Annotated in this window: 12 protein-coding genes and 3 pseudogenes; 4 read left to right on the forward strand and 11 right to left on the reverse strand. The window is 55.7% G+C overall.

What is annotated here, in order from left to right:
- The first annotated feature begins 246 nt into the window (after positions 1–246).
- From NE851_RS07175 to NE851_RS07190, 4 genes and pseudogenes are all read left to right on the forward strand, one after another.
- Positions 247–1,446, forward strand: a pseudogene (locus NE851_RS07175) (IS3 family transposase).
- Between the two features lie 565 nt (positions 1,447–2,011).
- A complete protein-coding gene (locus tag NE851_RS07180) occupies positions 2,012–3,364 on the forward strand; it encodes a CapA family protein (protein ID WP_233942744.1) in 1,353 nt (450 codons plus the stop codon).
- A gap of 60 nt (positions 3,365–3,424) precedes the next feature.
- Positions 3,425–4,558, forward strand: coding sequence for a M24 family metallopeptidase (locus NE851_RS07185; protein WP_254956806.1), 1,134 nt, complete (start codon positions 3,425–3,427; stop codon positions 4,556–4,558).
- Between the two features lie 124 nt (positions 4,559–4,682).
- Positions 4,683–5,312 (forward strand): annotated as a pseudogene (locus tag NE851_RS07190) (transposase); the annotation flags it as partial.
- A gap of 1 nt (position 5,313) precedes the next feature.
- Here NE851_RS07190 and NE851_RS07195 read toward each other — a convergent pair.
- The 11 genes and pseudogenes from NE851_RS07195 to NE851_RS07245 all read right to left on the reverse strand — a co-directional run.
- Positions 5,314–5,394: pseudogene (locus tag NE851_RS07195) on the reverse strand (IS66-like element accessory protein TnpA); the annotation flags it as partial.
- A 132-nt stretch (positions 5,395–5,526) separates the two neighbouring features.
- Positions 5,527–5,898: a transposase gene (locus NE851_RS07200; protein WP_254956808.1), complete on the reverse strand. Its 372-nt coding sequence runs from the start codon at positions 5,896–5,898 to the stop codon at positions 5,527–5,529.
- On the reverse strand, positions 5,895–6,593 hold the full coding sequence (locus tag NE851_RS07205; RefSeq protein ID WP_254956810.1) for an aspartate/glutamate racemase family protein: 699 nt from the start codon (positions 6,591–6,593) through the stop codon (positions 5,895–5,897). The genes NE851_RS07200 and NE851_RS07205 overlap by 4 nt, the downstream gene beginning before the upstream one ends.
- Before the next feature lie 114 nt (positions 6,594–6,707).
- Complete coding sequence (locus tag NE851_RS07210) at positions 6,708–7,859, reverse strand: M24 family metallopeptidase (protein ID WP_233942750.1); 1,152 nt, start codon at positions 7,857–7,859, stop codon at positions 6,708–6,710.
- 113 nt (positions 7,860–7,972) lie between these two features.
- Positions 7,973–8,770: a gamma-glutamyl-gamma-aminobutyrate hydrolase family protein gene (locus NE851_RS07215; RefSeq protein WP_233942921.1), complete on the reverse strand. Its 798-nt coding sequence runs from the start codon at positions 8,768–8,770 to the stop codon at positions 7,973–7,975.
- A gap of 173 nt (positions 8,771–8,943) precedes the next feature.
- Positions 8,944–10,296 (reverse strand): CapA family protein, encoded by a 1,353-nt coding sequence (locus NE851_RS07220; protein ID WP_233942752.1) that lies wholly within the window; start codon positions 10,294–10,296, stop codon positions 8,944–8,946.
- Between the two features lie 83 nt (positions 10,297–10,379).
- On the reverse strand, positions 10,380–11,420 hold the full coding sequence (locus tag NE851_RS07225) for an ABC transporter ATP-binding protein (protein WP_254956813.1): 1,041 nt from the start codon (positions 11,418–11,420) through the stop codon (positions 10,380–10,382).
- Positions 11,417–12,424, reverse strand: coding sequence for an ABC transporter ATP-binding protein (locus tag NE851_RS07230; protein ID WP_254956815.1), 1,008 nt, complete (start codon positions 12,422–12,424; stop codon positions 11,417–11,419). Before NE851_RS07230 ends, NE851_RS07225 begins: the two co-directional genes overlap by 4 nt.
- 1 nt (position 12,425) lies before the next feature.
- Complete coding sequence (locus NE851_RS07235) at positions 12,426–13,256, reverse strand: ABC transporter permease (protein WP_438270073.1); 831 nt, start codon at positions 13,254–13,256, stop codon at positions 12,426–12,428.
- 52 nt (positions 13,257–13,308) lie between these two features.
- Entirely contained in the window at positions 13,309–14,250 is a 942-nt protein-coding gene (locus NE851_RS07240) for an ABC transporter permease (protein WP_254956819.1), read from the reverse strand.
- Between the two features lie 5 nt (positions 14,251–14,255).
- Complete coding sequence (locus NE851_RS07245) at positions 14,256–15,854, reverse strand: ABC transporter substrate-binding protein (RefSeq protein ID WP_233942762.1); 1,599 nt, start codon at positions 15,852–15,854, stop codon at positions 14,256–14,258.
- Between the last annotated feature and the right edge of the window lie 145 nt (positions 15,855–15,999).

The following is a 15,999-nucleotide window of genomic DNA, read 5'->3' on the forward strand; positions in this document are numbered from 1 at the left end:
AATGCCTCCGCCGCTTTTAGGCCGTTATGGAGCCCCACCAGCGTTCTACCATTTGCGGCGCAGCACGAAGCCTACCTCATTGAGTAGTGCGCACTGAATGAACTGAATTCCTACAAACGCCAATCTAACAAAAAAGGCGCAGGTCACACTGAGCAAAAGCCGTTTTGAGCGGCGTGAACTGCCGCCACTTTCGACCGGACACTCATCATAATCAGGAAGGCTCAAGCACAGGCTTGAGGATAGCTTATGTCTAGCGAGTTTCGACAGGTTGACCTGATGATCGGTGACGTCCGGCGGCGACGCTGTACAACGGAACGCAAACTGCAGATCATCGAGGAAAGCTATGCCGCTGGAGAGACCGTTTCGTCTGCGGCTCGGCGGCATGGAGTTGCGCCAAACCTCCTTTTTCGCTGGCGTAGGGTTCTGAGCGAGGGCGGTGCGGTGGCAGTGAATGCCGATGAGCCGGTGATCGGCAATTCCGAGGTGATGAAGTTGGAATATCGAGTGCGCGAACTTGAGTGCATCCTCGGGCGCAAGACGTTGGAGAACGAGATTCTCCGCGAAGCCCTTTCGAAAGCCCACAAAAAAACCGATATCGCGGCCGATCTTGTTGTCGAAGTGACGGTTCCCGATGAAGACGGTGGCAGATGTTCTGGGCGTGTCACGGTCCAATCTTGCTGACGTCTCAAAGGTAAGTCCAAGGCGCGCGGGGCCGTGTCTCAAGGCGATGCTGAGTTGCTGCCTGCCATTTGCAGGCTCGTGGATGCTCGGCCGACCTACGGCTATAGGCGGATCGCTGCCCTTCTCAACAGGCAGCGGCGAGCCGCCGATCAGCCGCCCGTCAATCGCAAGCGGGTTCACCGCATCATGGCTAACCACGCCATGATCCTTGAGAAACATACGGCGGTGCGAATAGGCCGTGTCCACGACGGCAAGGTCCATGATGATGCGGTTCTAACCTCCGCTGGTGCTCGGACGGCCCTGAGTTCAGCTGCTGGGATGGCAAGGTGGTCCGTCTCGCGTTCATCATCGATGCGTTTGACCGGGAAATCATCTCATGGGCAGCCGTCGCCAATGCCGGGATATCCGTTCCGACATCCGAGACATGATGTTGGAGGCCGTCGAGAAGCGCTTCGGCGCAACCAGCGCCCCGCATTCCATTGAACTCTGCCTGATAACGGCAGTGCCTACGGAAACCAGGCTGTTTGCTCAAGCCCTCAACCTGATCCCATCCTTCGTGCCTGTTGCCAGCCCGCACCGAACGGCATGTCGGAGGCTTTCGTCAAAACCCTGACGCGGGACTACATACGCATCTCACCTATTCCGGACGCCGACACAGTTCTCCGGAAGATCGACGGACGAATCGAAAACTACAACGAAATCCATCCACACTCAGCGCTGAAGATGGCCTCCCCAAGGGAGTTCATCAAAGCATTGTCTCAATAGCTGAACCGTCCGGGAAATGGGGGGCACTCCACGGCGACAGTCGCATAAGCTCGAGGTTTAAGGGCGATATCGCTAGCCTTGGAGTTGAGTGCGCCTCCCCCTCGCTTATGCGCAGATGTTTCTTAAATCGATAACAGGGGTGACTATCGAACGCAGTAGACCGCGATGCATTTTGATTTCGGCTCAGCAGGCGATTGAGTGGGTGCGAGGCACCTGCCAGGAGACCGGCATTGCGAACGAGTGGGCGGGGCCGCAAAACCGCGGGATATTGCGAGGCACCGCTGGGACTAGATGATGGAACGCCGCTTGGCGCAGGCGGTCTCTAAATTTCGGTACGGCTGAGCTTAGTCGCCTACCCGGAACGACCGCAACTAGTGGCGGCAGTTCACGTTCCTACCCAGTGCTATAGGTTTCTTGCTAGGTGGTAAATGGTAGAACGTGGCGAGCCAAAACGTGCGGTGCGGCAGTTGCGACGGGCAGTGCACCCGGTCTAGCGCCTCGGTTTCCGGTGCTCACGCGCCGAACGATCCATTCGAGATCCGCCAAATAGAAGAGAAAAAGGACAATGGAAGAACATTCAGCGCACCAAGATGATGGCTATGACTTGATTGGATCCACCGCCACCACCGTAGTTGATGGGTTTACCATGGTGGCAGTCGGTGACCTCATCGTGACGCGGGCGCTAACGACGGGTCAACATCCAGGGTTTAGCGAGATCACAGAGATTCTTCGGAAGGCTGATGTCACTTTCGGAAACATGGAAACCAATATCTTTGACATGCGATCGTTCAAAGGATTCCCTCAGGCTGAGCATGGTGGTGCTTACCACGTCAGCTTGCCAGAGCTCGGACCTGACCTGAGGGCCATGGGCTTTAATTTGATGAGCTATGCCAACAACCACACATTCGAATGGGGTGTTGAGGGCATGCGTGAGACGTGCCGGGCACTTGATCAGAACGGGATTAAATACGCAGGAGTTGGTGAAAATCTTGCACAAGCTGGTGCAGCGCGTTTCCTGGAGACCCCGTCTGGTCGGGTGGCGTTGGTGTCATTTGCTTCAACGTTTACACCGATGTCCCGTGCGTGCGACCCGGCCGGCGAGGTACCGGGTAGACCGGGTCTCAACTCCCTTCGTTTGGAAGAAAGCATCGTAGTCACTTCCGCCATGCTGGAAAGCTTGCGCGAAGTCCGCGATGCATTGCCCAACTACAAGTCGGATCATGTCGATCCGAACCGACTCACCCTCGCTGGGACGATCTACAAGTCGGGCGAACAATCCGGCTATAGCTATCAACCCAACGCAGCCGACGTCGCCAGTATTTTGCGCAACACACGTCAGGGAAAGCAGTTCTCCGATTTCTGCATCGTCACGAACCATGGGCATGAGCCAGGTAATTGGAGCCAGCAGCCGCCAGACTATGAACAATCCTTCTCGCGGCAGATAATCGATGCCGGGGCCGACGCATATATCGTGCATGGGCCCCACCAGCTAAGAGGCATTGAGATCTACAAGGACAGGCCGATCCTCTACAGCGTCGGCAACTTTATCATGGACGACCTTCGGACGCCGATAGGCGCCGATATGTTCGAAGCGTACCGAAAGGATCCTCGAACCGACACCGATGCGGACGTAACCTTGGCAGAGATGGCCGAAGGATACGAGACGGATGCTGGATTTACTGATCCCATCTTTTACGAGAGCGTTATTGCAGTGAGCCGGTTTGAGGACAACCGGCTTGCCGAATTGCGGCTCTACCCGATCGAACTTGGACACGCGCGCAGATTTGCAAATCGCGGTGTCCCTCGGCTCGCTGTCGGCCAGCAGGCAAGCCGAATTCTGGAGCGTCTCCAGGAGCTATCGAAGCCGTATGGAACTGAGATCAAGATCGAGGACGATATCGGAATCATCAAGCCATAAAAATACAGCCTCGCATGAGCTTGGTATATCGCAACTGAATGAGCCGCCAGGTATGATTTGATGACGGACTTACCGCTTTTTCCGCCCCCTTTGCCCATCGGTGAATTTCGCTCTCGACTCGCAGCATTGCGCAGCGTCATGGCTGATCGGCGGGTTGATCTACTGATTATCGATCAATCTGAGCACAGGGCTTACTTCAGCGGATTCTGGTCGACTGCTGCAATGTATCAAGCACTGCTTGTTTCCCGCGACCAAGAGCCTATTGCGGTCATCCGCAGCATAGATGCTCCAAGCTTTAGCGCGTCGAGTAGGTGGGGCGATTGCGTAACTTTCTCCGATAGCGAAAACCCGATCGAAGTTGTCGCCGAGACGACCAAGTCCCGCGGTTTCGGAGCCTCAGTGATCGGCATCGAACGCGATAGTCATTTCCTTACTATAAACCGAGCAGCGGAGCTCGACGCCCTTCTTCCAGAGGCCAAGTTCGCCGATTTCTCAAAAATCATGTGGGAGATACGACTGGTCAAATCCCCACTCGAAATTGCCTGCTTGAAGGTTGCCGCAGAAATCTGCGACCGGGCAGCGGCGGCTGCCTTTGAAGTAGCTCAGACAGGTATAAACGAGCGTGAAGTCTTCGCGGCAATGACGAGCGAAGCGTGGCGCTGCGGCGCAGACAACGCGCAAGTTGCCGTCCTTTCGTGTGGGCCCACGACATCGTTTCATGCGTCGTTCAGCGGGCGCGTTTTGGGCAAGGGGGACATCGTGTTTGTGGAGCCAGTCCCGCACTTTCGCGGCTACACCGCTCGGTTGATGCGCCCCAAGGTCATTGGTGCGCCGACTGATCGGCAAATGCAGACCGCGGAAACGATGATCCGGATCCAGGACGAACAGTTCGACCTCATGAAGCCTGGCGCTTATGCACGGGACGTCGACCGGGTTTTGCGCGAGGGGATGTTGGCAGCAGGACTGCGCGACAGCTACACCGGTATCACTGGGTACACGCTCGGACTTAAATGCCCGCCGCGAACGAGTGACTTTACCCGCGTGTTCCTGCCGAACAGCGACTGGCGGCTAGAGAAGAACCAAGTCTTCCACATGTACACCTCGGCGCATGGCCTACCATTTAGCGAAACAATCGTTGTCACCCCACATGGAGGAAAACGGCTTACGGAAATGGAGCGGAAGCTCTTCTGTTGATGTCCGTCCAACGAGAAATTTTCCACGACGGCACGAAGCCTTCTGACGTGCCCCCAATAATTTAGGCCATTTGGAGCTGGAATTTTCCACTTATGATCCCCGATAGGAAGAAGAGGAGAATTCGATGAAGGCCTCGAAGTTTTCGGAAGCGCAGATCGCGTTCGTGTTGAAGCAGGCAGAGGATGGCACGCCGATCGGCGAGGTGTGCCGCAAGGCAGGAATTTCGGACGCGACGTTCTACAACTGGCGCTAAAAAATACGCCGGCCTGATGCCGTCTGAGATGAAGCGTCTGCGGCAGCTCGAAGAGGAGAGCTAAGCTGAAGCGAATCGTCGCGGACCTGTCATTGGACAAGGCCATGCTTCAGGACGTGCTGTCAAAAAAGCTCTGAGGCCTGCCCGCAAACGCAAGCTTGTCGATACGGTCAAGGCGGACTGGAAGGTCTCGATCCGGCGTGCATGTGAAACTGAAGATCAAGGACATCTGCCAGACACGGGTGCGCTACGGCTATCGCCGTGTTCATGTCCTGCTCAGACGTGACGGAATGGCCTGTCAATCCGAAGCGGATCTATCGCCTTTACAAGGAGATGGACCTCCAGCTACGCAACAAGGTTCCGAAGCGACGGGTCAAAGCGAAGCTGCGGGCTGACCGCACGGAACCGACCCATTCCAAGCATGTCTGGGCGATGGATTTCGTTCACGACCAGTTGGCTACCGGCCGTAAGATCAGGATTCTAACAGTCGTCGATACCTTCTGACCCCATGCTCGAGCGCAAGCTTCGATACCGACACGCCAGGCCCAAGGCAAGCCGCTACGAGACGGTACTTCGATGCGGGGCAACAGAAAAAGGTGCCGGGAAATTCGCGCTTACAGTGAAGTCGAGAGTTTTATTGGAACCCGGACATCTGCGTTCGCAAGCTGGCGGAGGCAGCGCGACCCGACTTAACTGTGAAACTCCCTGGCCCGGCTCAATTATCCAAGACGATAAAACGGCTGTCGGCAGAACGACCTTCGCTGTGCATAGCGCCAACATCAGTGCCCTGCCGCCGCTTTTCTACAGGGTGTCGAGCCCTTGGCGGACTGATTCTGATTATAAACGGTTGCTGCAGCCGCCGGTAGATCGTTTTCCAATTGCCATACTTTGGCGGAACATCATGCCAAGGCATGCCTATCCTGCGGACGATAAACCGGTTCTGTTTGAATCGACGGCCGCGGTCTTGCTTTGCCGTCTCAATCGGCAGAAAGTCCTTCAAACCACGCCACTCTGCTTCGATCAAATCGCCCCGGCTCAAGCTCGTTTTCAAAAGGGGAGCCTTGAGACAGACGATCGCTCCGCTCAATTAATTCGCCCACGTCGCATGGATGCCATTAGGAGGGCAGCATTATTTGCAGCATCATAAACCGGCAACCCAGTTAGCCGTCGTATTCTCGATGAGACTCTTACGAAGATTGTGCATTCACAAAGGACAGCGGCAATATTCTCAACGTTTCGCACACGCTCGATGATGTTATCAGTGTCCGTCAGAACGTCTTCGACACCTACCGCTCCCTTCTCGGCCCACATGTAGGCGTGCGTGGCTGTACCTTCCAAACCTTCAATAACCAGTCTCGAGCGATCTGCAATCCCCAACGTCGCAAAAATGTCGGAATCTAGACAGCGAGTATCCGCAGTGAGCACCGCGATTTTCTGATCCTTTGGCGCCTCTATTAGCAGCTTTGGAAGCAAAAGCAGGCTTGAGGTCGATACCGGCACAGAAACGGCCGCTGCGATTGCATTCTGGTATCGAATAGTAAAGCCGCAGTCACATGTGATTGCATCTGCTCCTTCTTCGACAAGCTCCTTCGCCGCCTTAACATAGGCAGCCTCGCAAGCAACGTCACCAGAGACCACGTTATCCGCCCAAGCACCAGGGACTTGTCTCCATATCGGCGCGGAGTCATAGTGGGAAGCGCCGGCAATTCCCGGGCCGAAGTCGGCGTTCTGCCCAACATAGTCGCCATCATTCGATAGGCTCAAAATACCTAGGGTCGTCATGTTTCATATCCTTCAAACAATACGTTTCGGGTTGTGCGTTCCGCGCGGCCGCGTCTTACGCCCTAACCGTTCAGTGATTATAGGTCAGCTCCGTCCGCCACGATTAGTTCGTCATCAGCGGAAGAGTTTCCGCTCCATTTCCGTAAGCCGTTTTCCTCCATGTGGGGTGACAACGATTGTTTCGCTAAATGGTAGGCCATGCGCCGAGGTGTACATGTGGAAGACTTGGTTCTTCTCTAGCCGCCAGTCGCTGTTCGGCAGGAACACGCGGGTAAAGTCACTCGTTCGCGGCGGGCATTTAAGTCCGAGCGTGTACCCAGTGATACCGGTGTAGCTGTCGCGCAGTCCTGCTGCCAACATCCCCTCGCGCAAAACCCGGTCGACGTCCCGTGCATAAGCGCCAGGCTTCATGAGGTCGAACTGTTCGTCCTGGATCCGGATCATCGTTTCCGCGGTCTGCATTTGCCGATCAGTCGGCGCACCAATGACCTTGGGGCGCATCAACCGAGCGGTGTAGCCGCGAAAGTGCGGGACTGGCTCCACAAACACGATGTCCCCCTTGCCCAAAACGCGCCCGCTGAACGACGCATGAAACGATGTCGTGGGCCCACACGAAAGGACGGCAACTTGCGCGTTGTCTGCGCCGCAGCGCCACGCTTCGCTCGTCATTGCCGCGAAGACTTCACGCTCGTTTATACCTGTCTGAGCTACTTCAAAGGCAGCCGCCGCTGCCCGGTCGCAGATTTCTGCGGCAACCTTCAAGCAGGCAATTTCGAGTGGGGATTTGACCAGTCGTATCTCCCACATGATTTTTGAGAAATCGGCGAACTTGGCCTCTGGAAGAAGGGCGTCGAGCTCCGCTGCTCGGTTTATAGTAAGGAAATGACTATCGCGTTCGATGCCGATCACTGAGGCTCCGAAACCGCGGGACTTGATCGTCTCGGCGACAACTTCGATCGGGTTTTCGCTATCGGAGAAAGTTACGCAATCGCCCCACCTACTCGACGCGCTAAAGCTTGGAGCATCTATGCTGCGGATGACCGCAATAGGCTCTTGGTCGCGGGAAACAAGCAGTGCTTGATACATTGCAGCAGTCGACCAGAATCCGCTGAGATATGACCTGTGCTCAGATTGATCGATAATCAGTAGATCAACCCGCCGATCCGCCATGATGCTTCTCGTTGCTGCGAGACGGGCGTGATATTCCTCGATGGGAAAAGGCGGTGGGAGGAGAGGAAGGTGTGTCATCAAGTCATTCCTGTACATGAGCGTGAATTCCGGGCCGGAGTATTAGCCTGCCCGTGTAAGGATCGCGGGCATTCAGACGGGCCCCACTCAAATTGTACTCTGAATCAACTACGCGCCCGACTTACACGAGCCTAATCACGGGTCGATTTGAGTAATCCCTCTGCAGCTCGTGACATCTCGCGTCTCGTTGCGGCGTGAGCACGCACGGCATCTCCAAATGCACGAAAAATACGCGCCGATGTTTCGTCGGATTTCACCCAGTATTCGGGATGCCACTGAACGCCAATGGCGAAACCCCGCGCATTCCGCACCGAAACCGCCTCAACAGTTCCATCCTCGGCAACAGCCTCGACCTCGAGTTGGGGGGCCACCTTATCGATCGCTTGCCGATGAACCGAATTTACTTGGGCGTGTTCGGAGTCAAGTATCTTGAAAAGGCAGCTACCGGACTTGACGATCAGCGCTTGGCGAATGGCGAACTGCCCATCACGGCTTTCAGTTGGGGGCGCTCGATGGTCAAGTGCGCCCGGCCGATCCTGGATTTCGGTTGCCAAGGTGCCGCCGAGCGCGACATTCATCTCCTGAACACCTCGGCAGATGGCTAGCAGCGGGATCCCTTGGTTGATTGCTCTTTGGATCAAAGAGAATGTCGTTGAATCCCGTGCGGTGTCATAAGGTCCGTTTGCCTCACATGCATCACCCCCGTAAAGGGAGGGATGCACGTTTGATCCTGATCCAGTAATCATAATGCCATCGACAGCAGCGAACAGCTGGTCAAAGTCGAGTCTATCGCCAAAGGAGGGGACGACCAACGGAAAAACCCCCGCACCGGCTATGGCCGCCTCAAGATACTGTTGAGGTGCCGCGTGCCAAAGATAGCCATATAACTCGCGGACGTCCGCCGAGACGGCTATTAGGGGTTGATACAGTTGCGATGTATCGAGCTGATGCGAGACCACAGATGGTTCAGGCAAAATAGCTCTTCCTATGGACATCTATGCGCTCCTTTATTTTTATAGAGACAGAAAAGACCGCTGCTCAAACTTTACCTGCTGGAGCCCGACGGGCTATACTCATCATCTCGCTGCGTTGATGGAGGCTGTTATGGCTTGATGATTCCGATATCGTCCTCGATCTTGATCTCAGTTCCATACGGCTTCGATAGCTCCTGGAGACGCTCCAGAATTCGGCTTGCCTGCTGGCCGACAGCGAGCCGAGGGACACCGCGATTTGCAAATCTGCGCGCGTGTCCAAGTTCGATCGGGTAGAGCCGCAATTCGGCAAGCCGGTTGTCCTCAAACCGGCTCACTGCAATAACGCTCTCGTAAAAGATGGGATCAGTAAATCCAGCATCCGTCTCGTATCCTTCGGCCATCTCTGCCAAGGTTACGTCCGCATCGGTGTCGGTTCGAGGATCCTTTCGGTACGCTTCGAACATATCGGCGCCTATCGGCGTCCGAAGGTCGTCCATGATAAAGTTGCCGACGCTGTAGAGGATCGGCCTGTCCTTGTAGATCTCAATGCCTCTTAGCTGGTGGGGCCCATGCACGATATATGCGTCGGCCCCGGCATCGATTATCTGCCGCGAGAAGGATTGTTCATAGTCTGGCGGCTGCTGGCTCCAATTACCTGGCTCATGCCCATGGTTCGTGACGATGCAGAAATCGGAGAACTGCTTTCCCTGACGTGTGTTGCGCAAAATACTGGCGACGTCGGCTGCGTTGGGTTGATAGCTATAGCCGGATTGTTCGCCCGACTTGTAGATCGTCCCAGCGAGGGTGAGTCGGTTCGGATCGACATGATCCGACTTGTAGTTGGGCAATGCATCGCGGACTTCGCGCAAGCTTTCCAGCATGGCGGAAGTGACTACGATGCTTTCTTCCAAACGAAGGGAGTTGAGACCCGGTCTACCCGGTGCCTCGCCGGCCGGGTCGCACGCACGGGACATCGGTGTAAACGTTGAAGCAAATGACACCAACGCCACCCGACCAGACGGGGTCTCCAGGAAACGCGCTGCACCAGCTTGTGCAAGATTTTCACCAACTCCTGCGTATTTAATCCCGTTCTGATCAAGTGCCCGGCACGTCTCACGCATGCCCTCAACACCCCATTCGAATGTGTGGTTGTTGGCATAGCTCATCAAATTAAAGCCCATGGCCCTCAGGTCAGGTCCGAGCTCTGGCAAGCTGACGTGGTAAGCACCACCATGCTCAGCCTGAGGGAATCCTTTGAACGATCGCATGTCAAAGATATTGGTTTCCATGTTTCCGAAAGTGACATCAGCCTTCCGAAGAATCTCTGTGATCTCGCTAAACCCTGGATGTTGACCCGTCGTTAGCGCCCGCGTCACGATGAGGTCACCGACTGCCACCATGGTAAACCCATCAACTACGGTGGTGGCGGTGGATCCAATCAAGTCATAGCCATCATCTTGGTGCGCTGAATGTTCTTCCATTGTCCTTTTTCTCTTCTATTTGGCGGATCTCGAATGGATCGTTCGGCGCGTGCCAGACTTGGCGACCGGGGTCGCTAAACCATTTACTCTGTGGGAGCTGCCGCATCGTGCGAATAGTTGGCGGCTGAGGTTGGCGAAGCAGCGATATCTGCAGCTGGCGCGCGCACATGACAGGCAACGACGCGCCCATCTGCCATTGAAACCAGCGGAGGGATTTCCTCGCGGCAGCGATCTTGTGCGAGCGGGCAGCGCGGATGAAAAGCGCATCCCGTCGGCGGATTAATGGGGCTTGGCACCTCGCCCTGGACCGGAGCCTCCAGCCTGACCCGCGTCGGATCTGGCACGGGTGCTGCCGCGATCAACGCCTCGGTATAGGGGTGAACCGGCACGGCGAACAGCGCCTCGCATGGCGCAACTTCGACGATTCTTCCAAGATACATGACCGCGACGCGATGACCGATATGCTCGACGACGCCAAGGTCATGCGAAATGAAAACGAAAGCGACTCCGAGCCGCTGTTGCAGATCCATGAGCAGGTTCAGGATCTGCGCCTGCACCGAGACATCGAGCGCCGAGACCGCCTCGTCAAGGATGACGAGCATGGGATCCAATGCCAGTGCTCGTGCGATGCCGAGGCGCTGCCGCTGACCGCCCGACATTTCGGACGGTAGCCTGTGCATCATCTCCGGAGACATTCCGACCTTCTTCAGAAGGTCCGCAGCGAGGGCCTGACGCTGACACCCGCTGAGGCGCTCGAAGTTTTCAAGTGGCTCGGTAACGATCTGGCCGGCCGTGAGCCGCGGGTTGAGTGACGAATACGGATCCTGAAATACCATTTGCATGCGACGACGCGAGGCGCGAAGCTCATCCTTCTTGAGGCCAGCAATATCGATCCCATCAATTAGGACGCGTCCACCGGTTGGATCGGTCAGTCGCATCATGAGCCGGGCAACGGTGGATTTTCCGCAGCCCGATTCGCCCACGATGCAGAACGTCTCACCTGCGTCGACTGAAAAGGATACACTTTCCACTGCGCGAACGACCTGACGGGTGTGTTTGAGGAACCCGCCTGCAATCGGAAAATGTTTGGTCAGGTTTTCGACTCTTAACAACGGGCCGCTCATGTGCGTACAATCTCCTCCGAGCGCCAGCAAGCCGCGGCGTGTCCGGGTTCGGCCTCCTTGAGGATCGGCGTCTTCTCGCGGCAAATGTCGATGGCAAAGGGACACCGCGGCGCGAAACTACATCCGACAATTGGTTCACGTAGATTTGGGACGATGCCAGCAATCTCTGGCAAACGAGCCTTTCTTCCGTGCCGCCGGTCAGGCACTGAGCGCATGAGAGCTTGAGTGTACGGGTGCATAGGGCGCGAGAACACATCCGCTACCGTCGCTTGCTCGACGATCCGGCCGGCGTACATGACGATGACGCGCTGGCATGTCTCCGCGACAACGCCCAAATCATGCGTTATAAACATCACGGCAGATCCCGTGCGCTCTTTCAACTCTACGATCAACTGCAGAATCTGCGCCTGGATGGTAACATCAAGTGCCGTGGTTGGCTCGTCGGCAATGAGCAACTCCGGCGAACAGGCAAGAGCCATCGCGATCATAACACGTTGCCGCATCCCGCCCGACATCTCATAGGGATAGTTATTCATGCGACGCTCAGGGTCTGCGATGCGCACGAAACGCAGCATGTCTTCAGCTTTGGTCATCGCTGTTGAACGGGAAGCCCCTGTATGGATCTGTATAGCTTCGGCGATTTGGCGGCCAACCGTGTAGACCGGGTTCAGACTGGTCATCGGGTCCTGGAAAATCATCGCGATCTTGTCGCCGCGGATCTTACGCATCTCGCCTTCTGACAGCTCCAGGAGGTCAATGCCCTGAAACCTGACCTCGCCTCCAACAGTCTTAGCGGCCTTCTTCGGCAACAGGCGAAGGATGGAAAGAGCCGTAACACTCTTCCCACACCCAGATTCGCCGACGACGCCAAGCGTCTCACCCTTCATCACTTGAAAACTTACACCGCCGAGGGCGCGTGTAGTGCTCTCTTCGCCGTAAAAGTGCGTCTCAAGGTTCCGAATATCGAGGAGGATGCGTTCGTCCCGACTTTTCTGCATCAGCATATCAACGCCTCCTTTTGGCACGGGGGTCGAACATATCGCGTAACCCATCGCCAAGAAGGTTGACCGCGAGCACGGTAACGGCGAGGCAGATGCCGGGAGCAAAGATCGTCAATGGGGCGATGGCCAGATACAATCGCGAACTGGCGATCATGTTACCCCAGCTAGGGATCTCAGGCGGGACACCAACGCCAAGGAAACTTAACGCAGCTTCCGTCATGATGGCGCTGGCACAAACAGTAGCACTTTGCACCATTAGCGCGGGAATCGTACTCGGAAGGACATGCCGCCACAGTACCTTGGGTAGGCGCGCACCGCCGCACAGTGCGGCCTCTACATACGGACGTTCGCGAACACTAAGCACTACCGATCGAACCAGACGTGCGACAGCGGGTGTCTCAGGTATAGCGATTGCAACAATGAGGATGCCGATGCCTGGTCCGGTTAGGGAAATAAGAGCAATGGCTAGTAGAATTGTCGGTATCGACATCAGACCGTCCATGACCCTCATGATAAGGCTGTCGATGCCGCGATTATACCCGGCTATAATACCAAGTAGGAGCCCCAAAAGTGCCGCACATGCGCCCGAAAGCAATCCTACCAAAAGCGATATTCGCGCACCAAAGACTGTTCGCGCGAAGACGTCTCGTCCCAGGTTGTCTGTTCCAAACCACATCTCGCCCAATGGTGGTTTAAGGCGCTGGAAAGGATCCATGTTAACCGGATCGCCTGCATACAGCGGAGCAGCGAGTGCCAGAACGGCGAGCAACCCAAGTAAGCCGCCGCCAAACATAACAAGCGGGTGCCGCCTCGCAAACCGGATCAGGCCCGACATTCGCGAACGCGTGGTAGGTGCAGTCTCAACCGTTAGAGTGGACATCGTCATATCAGTACCGGATGCGAGGGTCGATCAACGTGTACGCGAGGTCGACCGTGAGGTTGATGAGGACGTACAGGCCAGAGGTCAGGATGAGCACGCTCTGGATGATCGGATAGTCGCGGTTGTTGATTGCATCGACAACCAGCCGCCCAATGCCTGGTATATTGAACACCGTTTCCGTGAGCACGACGCCGCCAATCATGTAAGCAAAGCTTATCCCAATGACCGTCAGGATTGGCACGCCGGCATTCTTCAATGCATGATGAACAAGCATGGCATAGGGCGAAGCCCCCTTGGCCGCTGCCGTTCGCATATAGTCTTCAGTCAGCACCTCGAGCATGCTTGCTCGTGTCACGCGGGCGATGAAGGCAATGAAACCAAGACCTAAGGCTAACGTGGGCAGGATCAAATGCACGAACCACTTTCCCAGCCCGTCGGCGATCGGTTTATATCCCTGGACCGGAAGCCAATGTGTCTGTATGGCGAAAACGTAAATCAGGAAATATCCAATCACAAAGACGGGCACGGAGTAACCCAGCGCCGAAATCGCAGTGAGGGTCCTGTCGATAAGACCACCGGCGCGCCACGCAGCAAGAACACCGAACGTCACACCTACAGACACGGACAGGATCATTGTCAAAAGCGATAGAGAAAGGGTTGGCTCCAGTCGTTGAGAAATAAGTTCGAGGACAGGTCGCCTGGCAAAGATTGAGGTGCCGAAATCGCCGCCAAGCATATCCCACACCCAGTGCACGAATTGAATTGGCAGAGGATCATTCAGTCCAAGCTGCTGCCGGATGCCCGCGATCATTTCCTCGGTAGCCGATCTTCCAGCGAGGACCGCAGCCGGGTCGCCGGGCGCAAGCCTAAGAAGCAGGAAGACGAAGACTCCGACCATCGCCATGACGGCGATGGTCGACACCAATCTGCGAAGAATATAAGTGCCCAAGAGCCTCAGACCTTCTTCATGTTCCACATCGGGCGATATTCGCCCTGAGTGGTGACGAGGTCGACGAGACCCGTGCGGTGCGCGCTGGGAGACAATGCTCGACACAAGAAGACGGTGCCTACGAAGTCCCACCAAACTTGCTGCATCTCGCGGGCCAGTTCCTTGCGCTCTTCAACTGTTCCGACATCAGCCCACTTGGCGCGAAGAGTCTCGAACTCATCGCTCTTCGGCCAACCGTACCAAGCCTTTTCGCCATTCGCGAGGAAGAAGGAGGAGCCGATTGGGTTGCCCAGGCTAAAATCAGACTGAGTGGTTATAAAGATGCTCCATCCGCCGTTCTCCACCGGGCCCTTGTTTTCCCGGCGCGCGGACAGTTCACTCCAGGTCATTGGGGCAAGCTCAGCATTCACCCCGATTTTCTGAAGAGTTGCGGCCAAGAACTGGGATGCGTTGTTACCTTCCGGCCAATCTGTAGGTGTGAGAATGAGGACCTTCTCGCCGGCGTAACCAGCCTCCTGGAACAGCTGCTTCGCCTTCTCCGGATTCCCGCCCTTTTTGAACCATCCGGTATTCTCGTCATTGGAGTACGCGGTCCCTGATCCAAACAATGAGGTAACGGTGCCCCCATATTTTGGGTCGGGAGAAAGGACCGCAAGGAATGCCTCTTGATCAATCAGATGAAGAAGCGCTTGCCGCGCCTTAATGTTGTCGAACGGCTTCTGCAGAAAGTTGATGCGGGCATAGTAGTCGGATCCTGACTTTCCAAGTACTTGCAGCTGAAGATTTGTGTCGCTCTCGATTGCTGGGAATAAGTCCGCTGAAGGCTGGAGAAGGAAATCGACCTCGCCTGCCTGCAAAGCTGCAACGGCGGTCTGCGGGTCTGTTATGTTTTCCCAGACAACACGATCAACGTTTACTACCTTCCCGCCGGCATATTCACTAGCTGGCTCTTGACGAGGCACGTAGTGTTCGTTGCGATCGTAGGTGACACTCGAGCCAGGCTTAGTAAGCGCCAAGTTGAATTTGAACGGACCTGAGCCGATATTCGCGGTCACTTGTTCGGTTGCGGGGAGCTTGGCGTCTTGCTCGCGCATGATAAAAAGCGGGCGTCCTGCTGTGTTAGCCAACAAGTCGAGAACCAGCGCGAACGGCTCCTTAAGTAGGATTGTAAAAGTCTTATCATCTTTTGCCGATATGTCTGCAGCCCGTTCCAACAACAACTGTCCAGACGGATCTACCTGGCCCCAGCGATGGATTGACGCCACACAGTCAACCGCCTTGACAGGCGTACCATCGTGCCACTTCAAGCCATCCCGCAGCTCGAATGTATAGGTCTTCTGGTCTTCCGAGATCATCCACTTACCGACCATTTGCGGTTGGGCCACAAGGTTTACATCCAGCGCAAAAAGTGTGTCGTAAATAGCTAATCCATGGAACTGAGTGATGTCAGAGGTCGTAAAAACTGGGTCGAAGACTTGTAGATCACCCATCACCATGCGAACAGTTCGCGCGTCCGTCGTCTGCGCACGGAGGATCGAGGGTATCGACACCGCCATACCGGCAGCGACGCCCATCTTCATTAAATCACGTCTTGAAGTTCTCATTTTTTGTTCCCCAGTATTTGTCGTTTTTAGGACATTTAACACCTGCGGCCGGAAATCGCCTTTGGCCGGGTGCGATCTGACAATAAATCTGACCTCAGGTCTCATCGCGGCGTTTACAAGACTTTTTCGCATGACTCCTGCAAAA

It is taken from the genome of Rhizobium anhuiense bv. trifolii (assembly GCF_024346605.1).
In the GTDB taxonomy this organism is placed as follows: domain Bacteria; phylum Pseudomonadota; class Alphaproteobacteria; order Rhizobiales; family Rhizobiaceae; genus Rhizobium; species Rhizobium anhuiense.

Coding starts and splice junctions, on each gene's coding strand:
- NE851_RS07235 (WP_438270073.1), bottom strand. CDS start 13,256: ATGTCGGGCCTGATCCGGTTTGCGAGGCGGCACCCGCTTGTTATGTTT.
- NE851_RS07210 (WP_233942750.1), bottom strand. CDS start 7,859: ATGTACAGGAATGACTTGATGACACACCTTCCTCTCCTCCCACCGCCT.
- NE851_RS07180 (WP_233942744.1), top strand. CDS start 2,012: ATGGAAGAACATTCAGCGCACCAAGATGATGGCTATGACTTGATTGGA.
- NE851_RS07205 (WP_254956810.1), bottom strand. CDS start 6,593: ATGACGACCCTAGGTATTTTGAGCCTATCGAATGATGGCGACTATGTT.
- NE851_RS07230 (WP_254956815.1), bottom strand. CDS start 12,424: ATGCTGATGCAGAAAAGTCGGGACGAACGCATCCTCCTCGATATTCGG.
- NE851_RS07225 (WP_254956813.1), bottom strand. CDS start 11,420: ATGAGCGGCCCGTTGTTAAGAGTCGAAAACCTGACCAAACATTTTCCG.
- NE851_RS07185 (WP_254956806.1), top strand. CDS start 3,425: ATGACGGACTTACCGCTTTTTCCGCCCCCTTTGCCCATCGGTGAATTT.
- NE851_RS07220 (WP_233942752.1), bottom strand. CDS start 10,296: ATGGAAGAACATTCAGCGCACCAAGATGATGGCTATGACTTGATTGGA.
- NE851_RS07245 (WP_233942762.1), bottom strand. CDS start 15,854: ATGAGAACTTCAAGACGTGATTTAATGAAGATGGGCGTCGCTGCCGGT.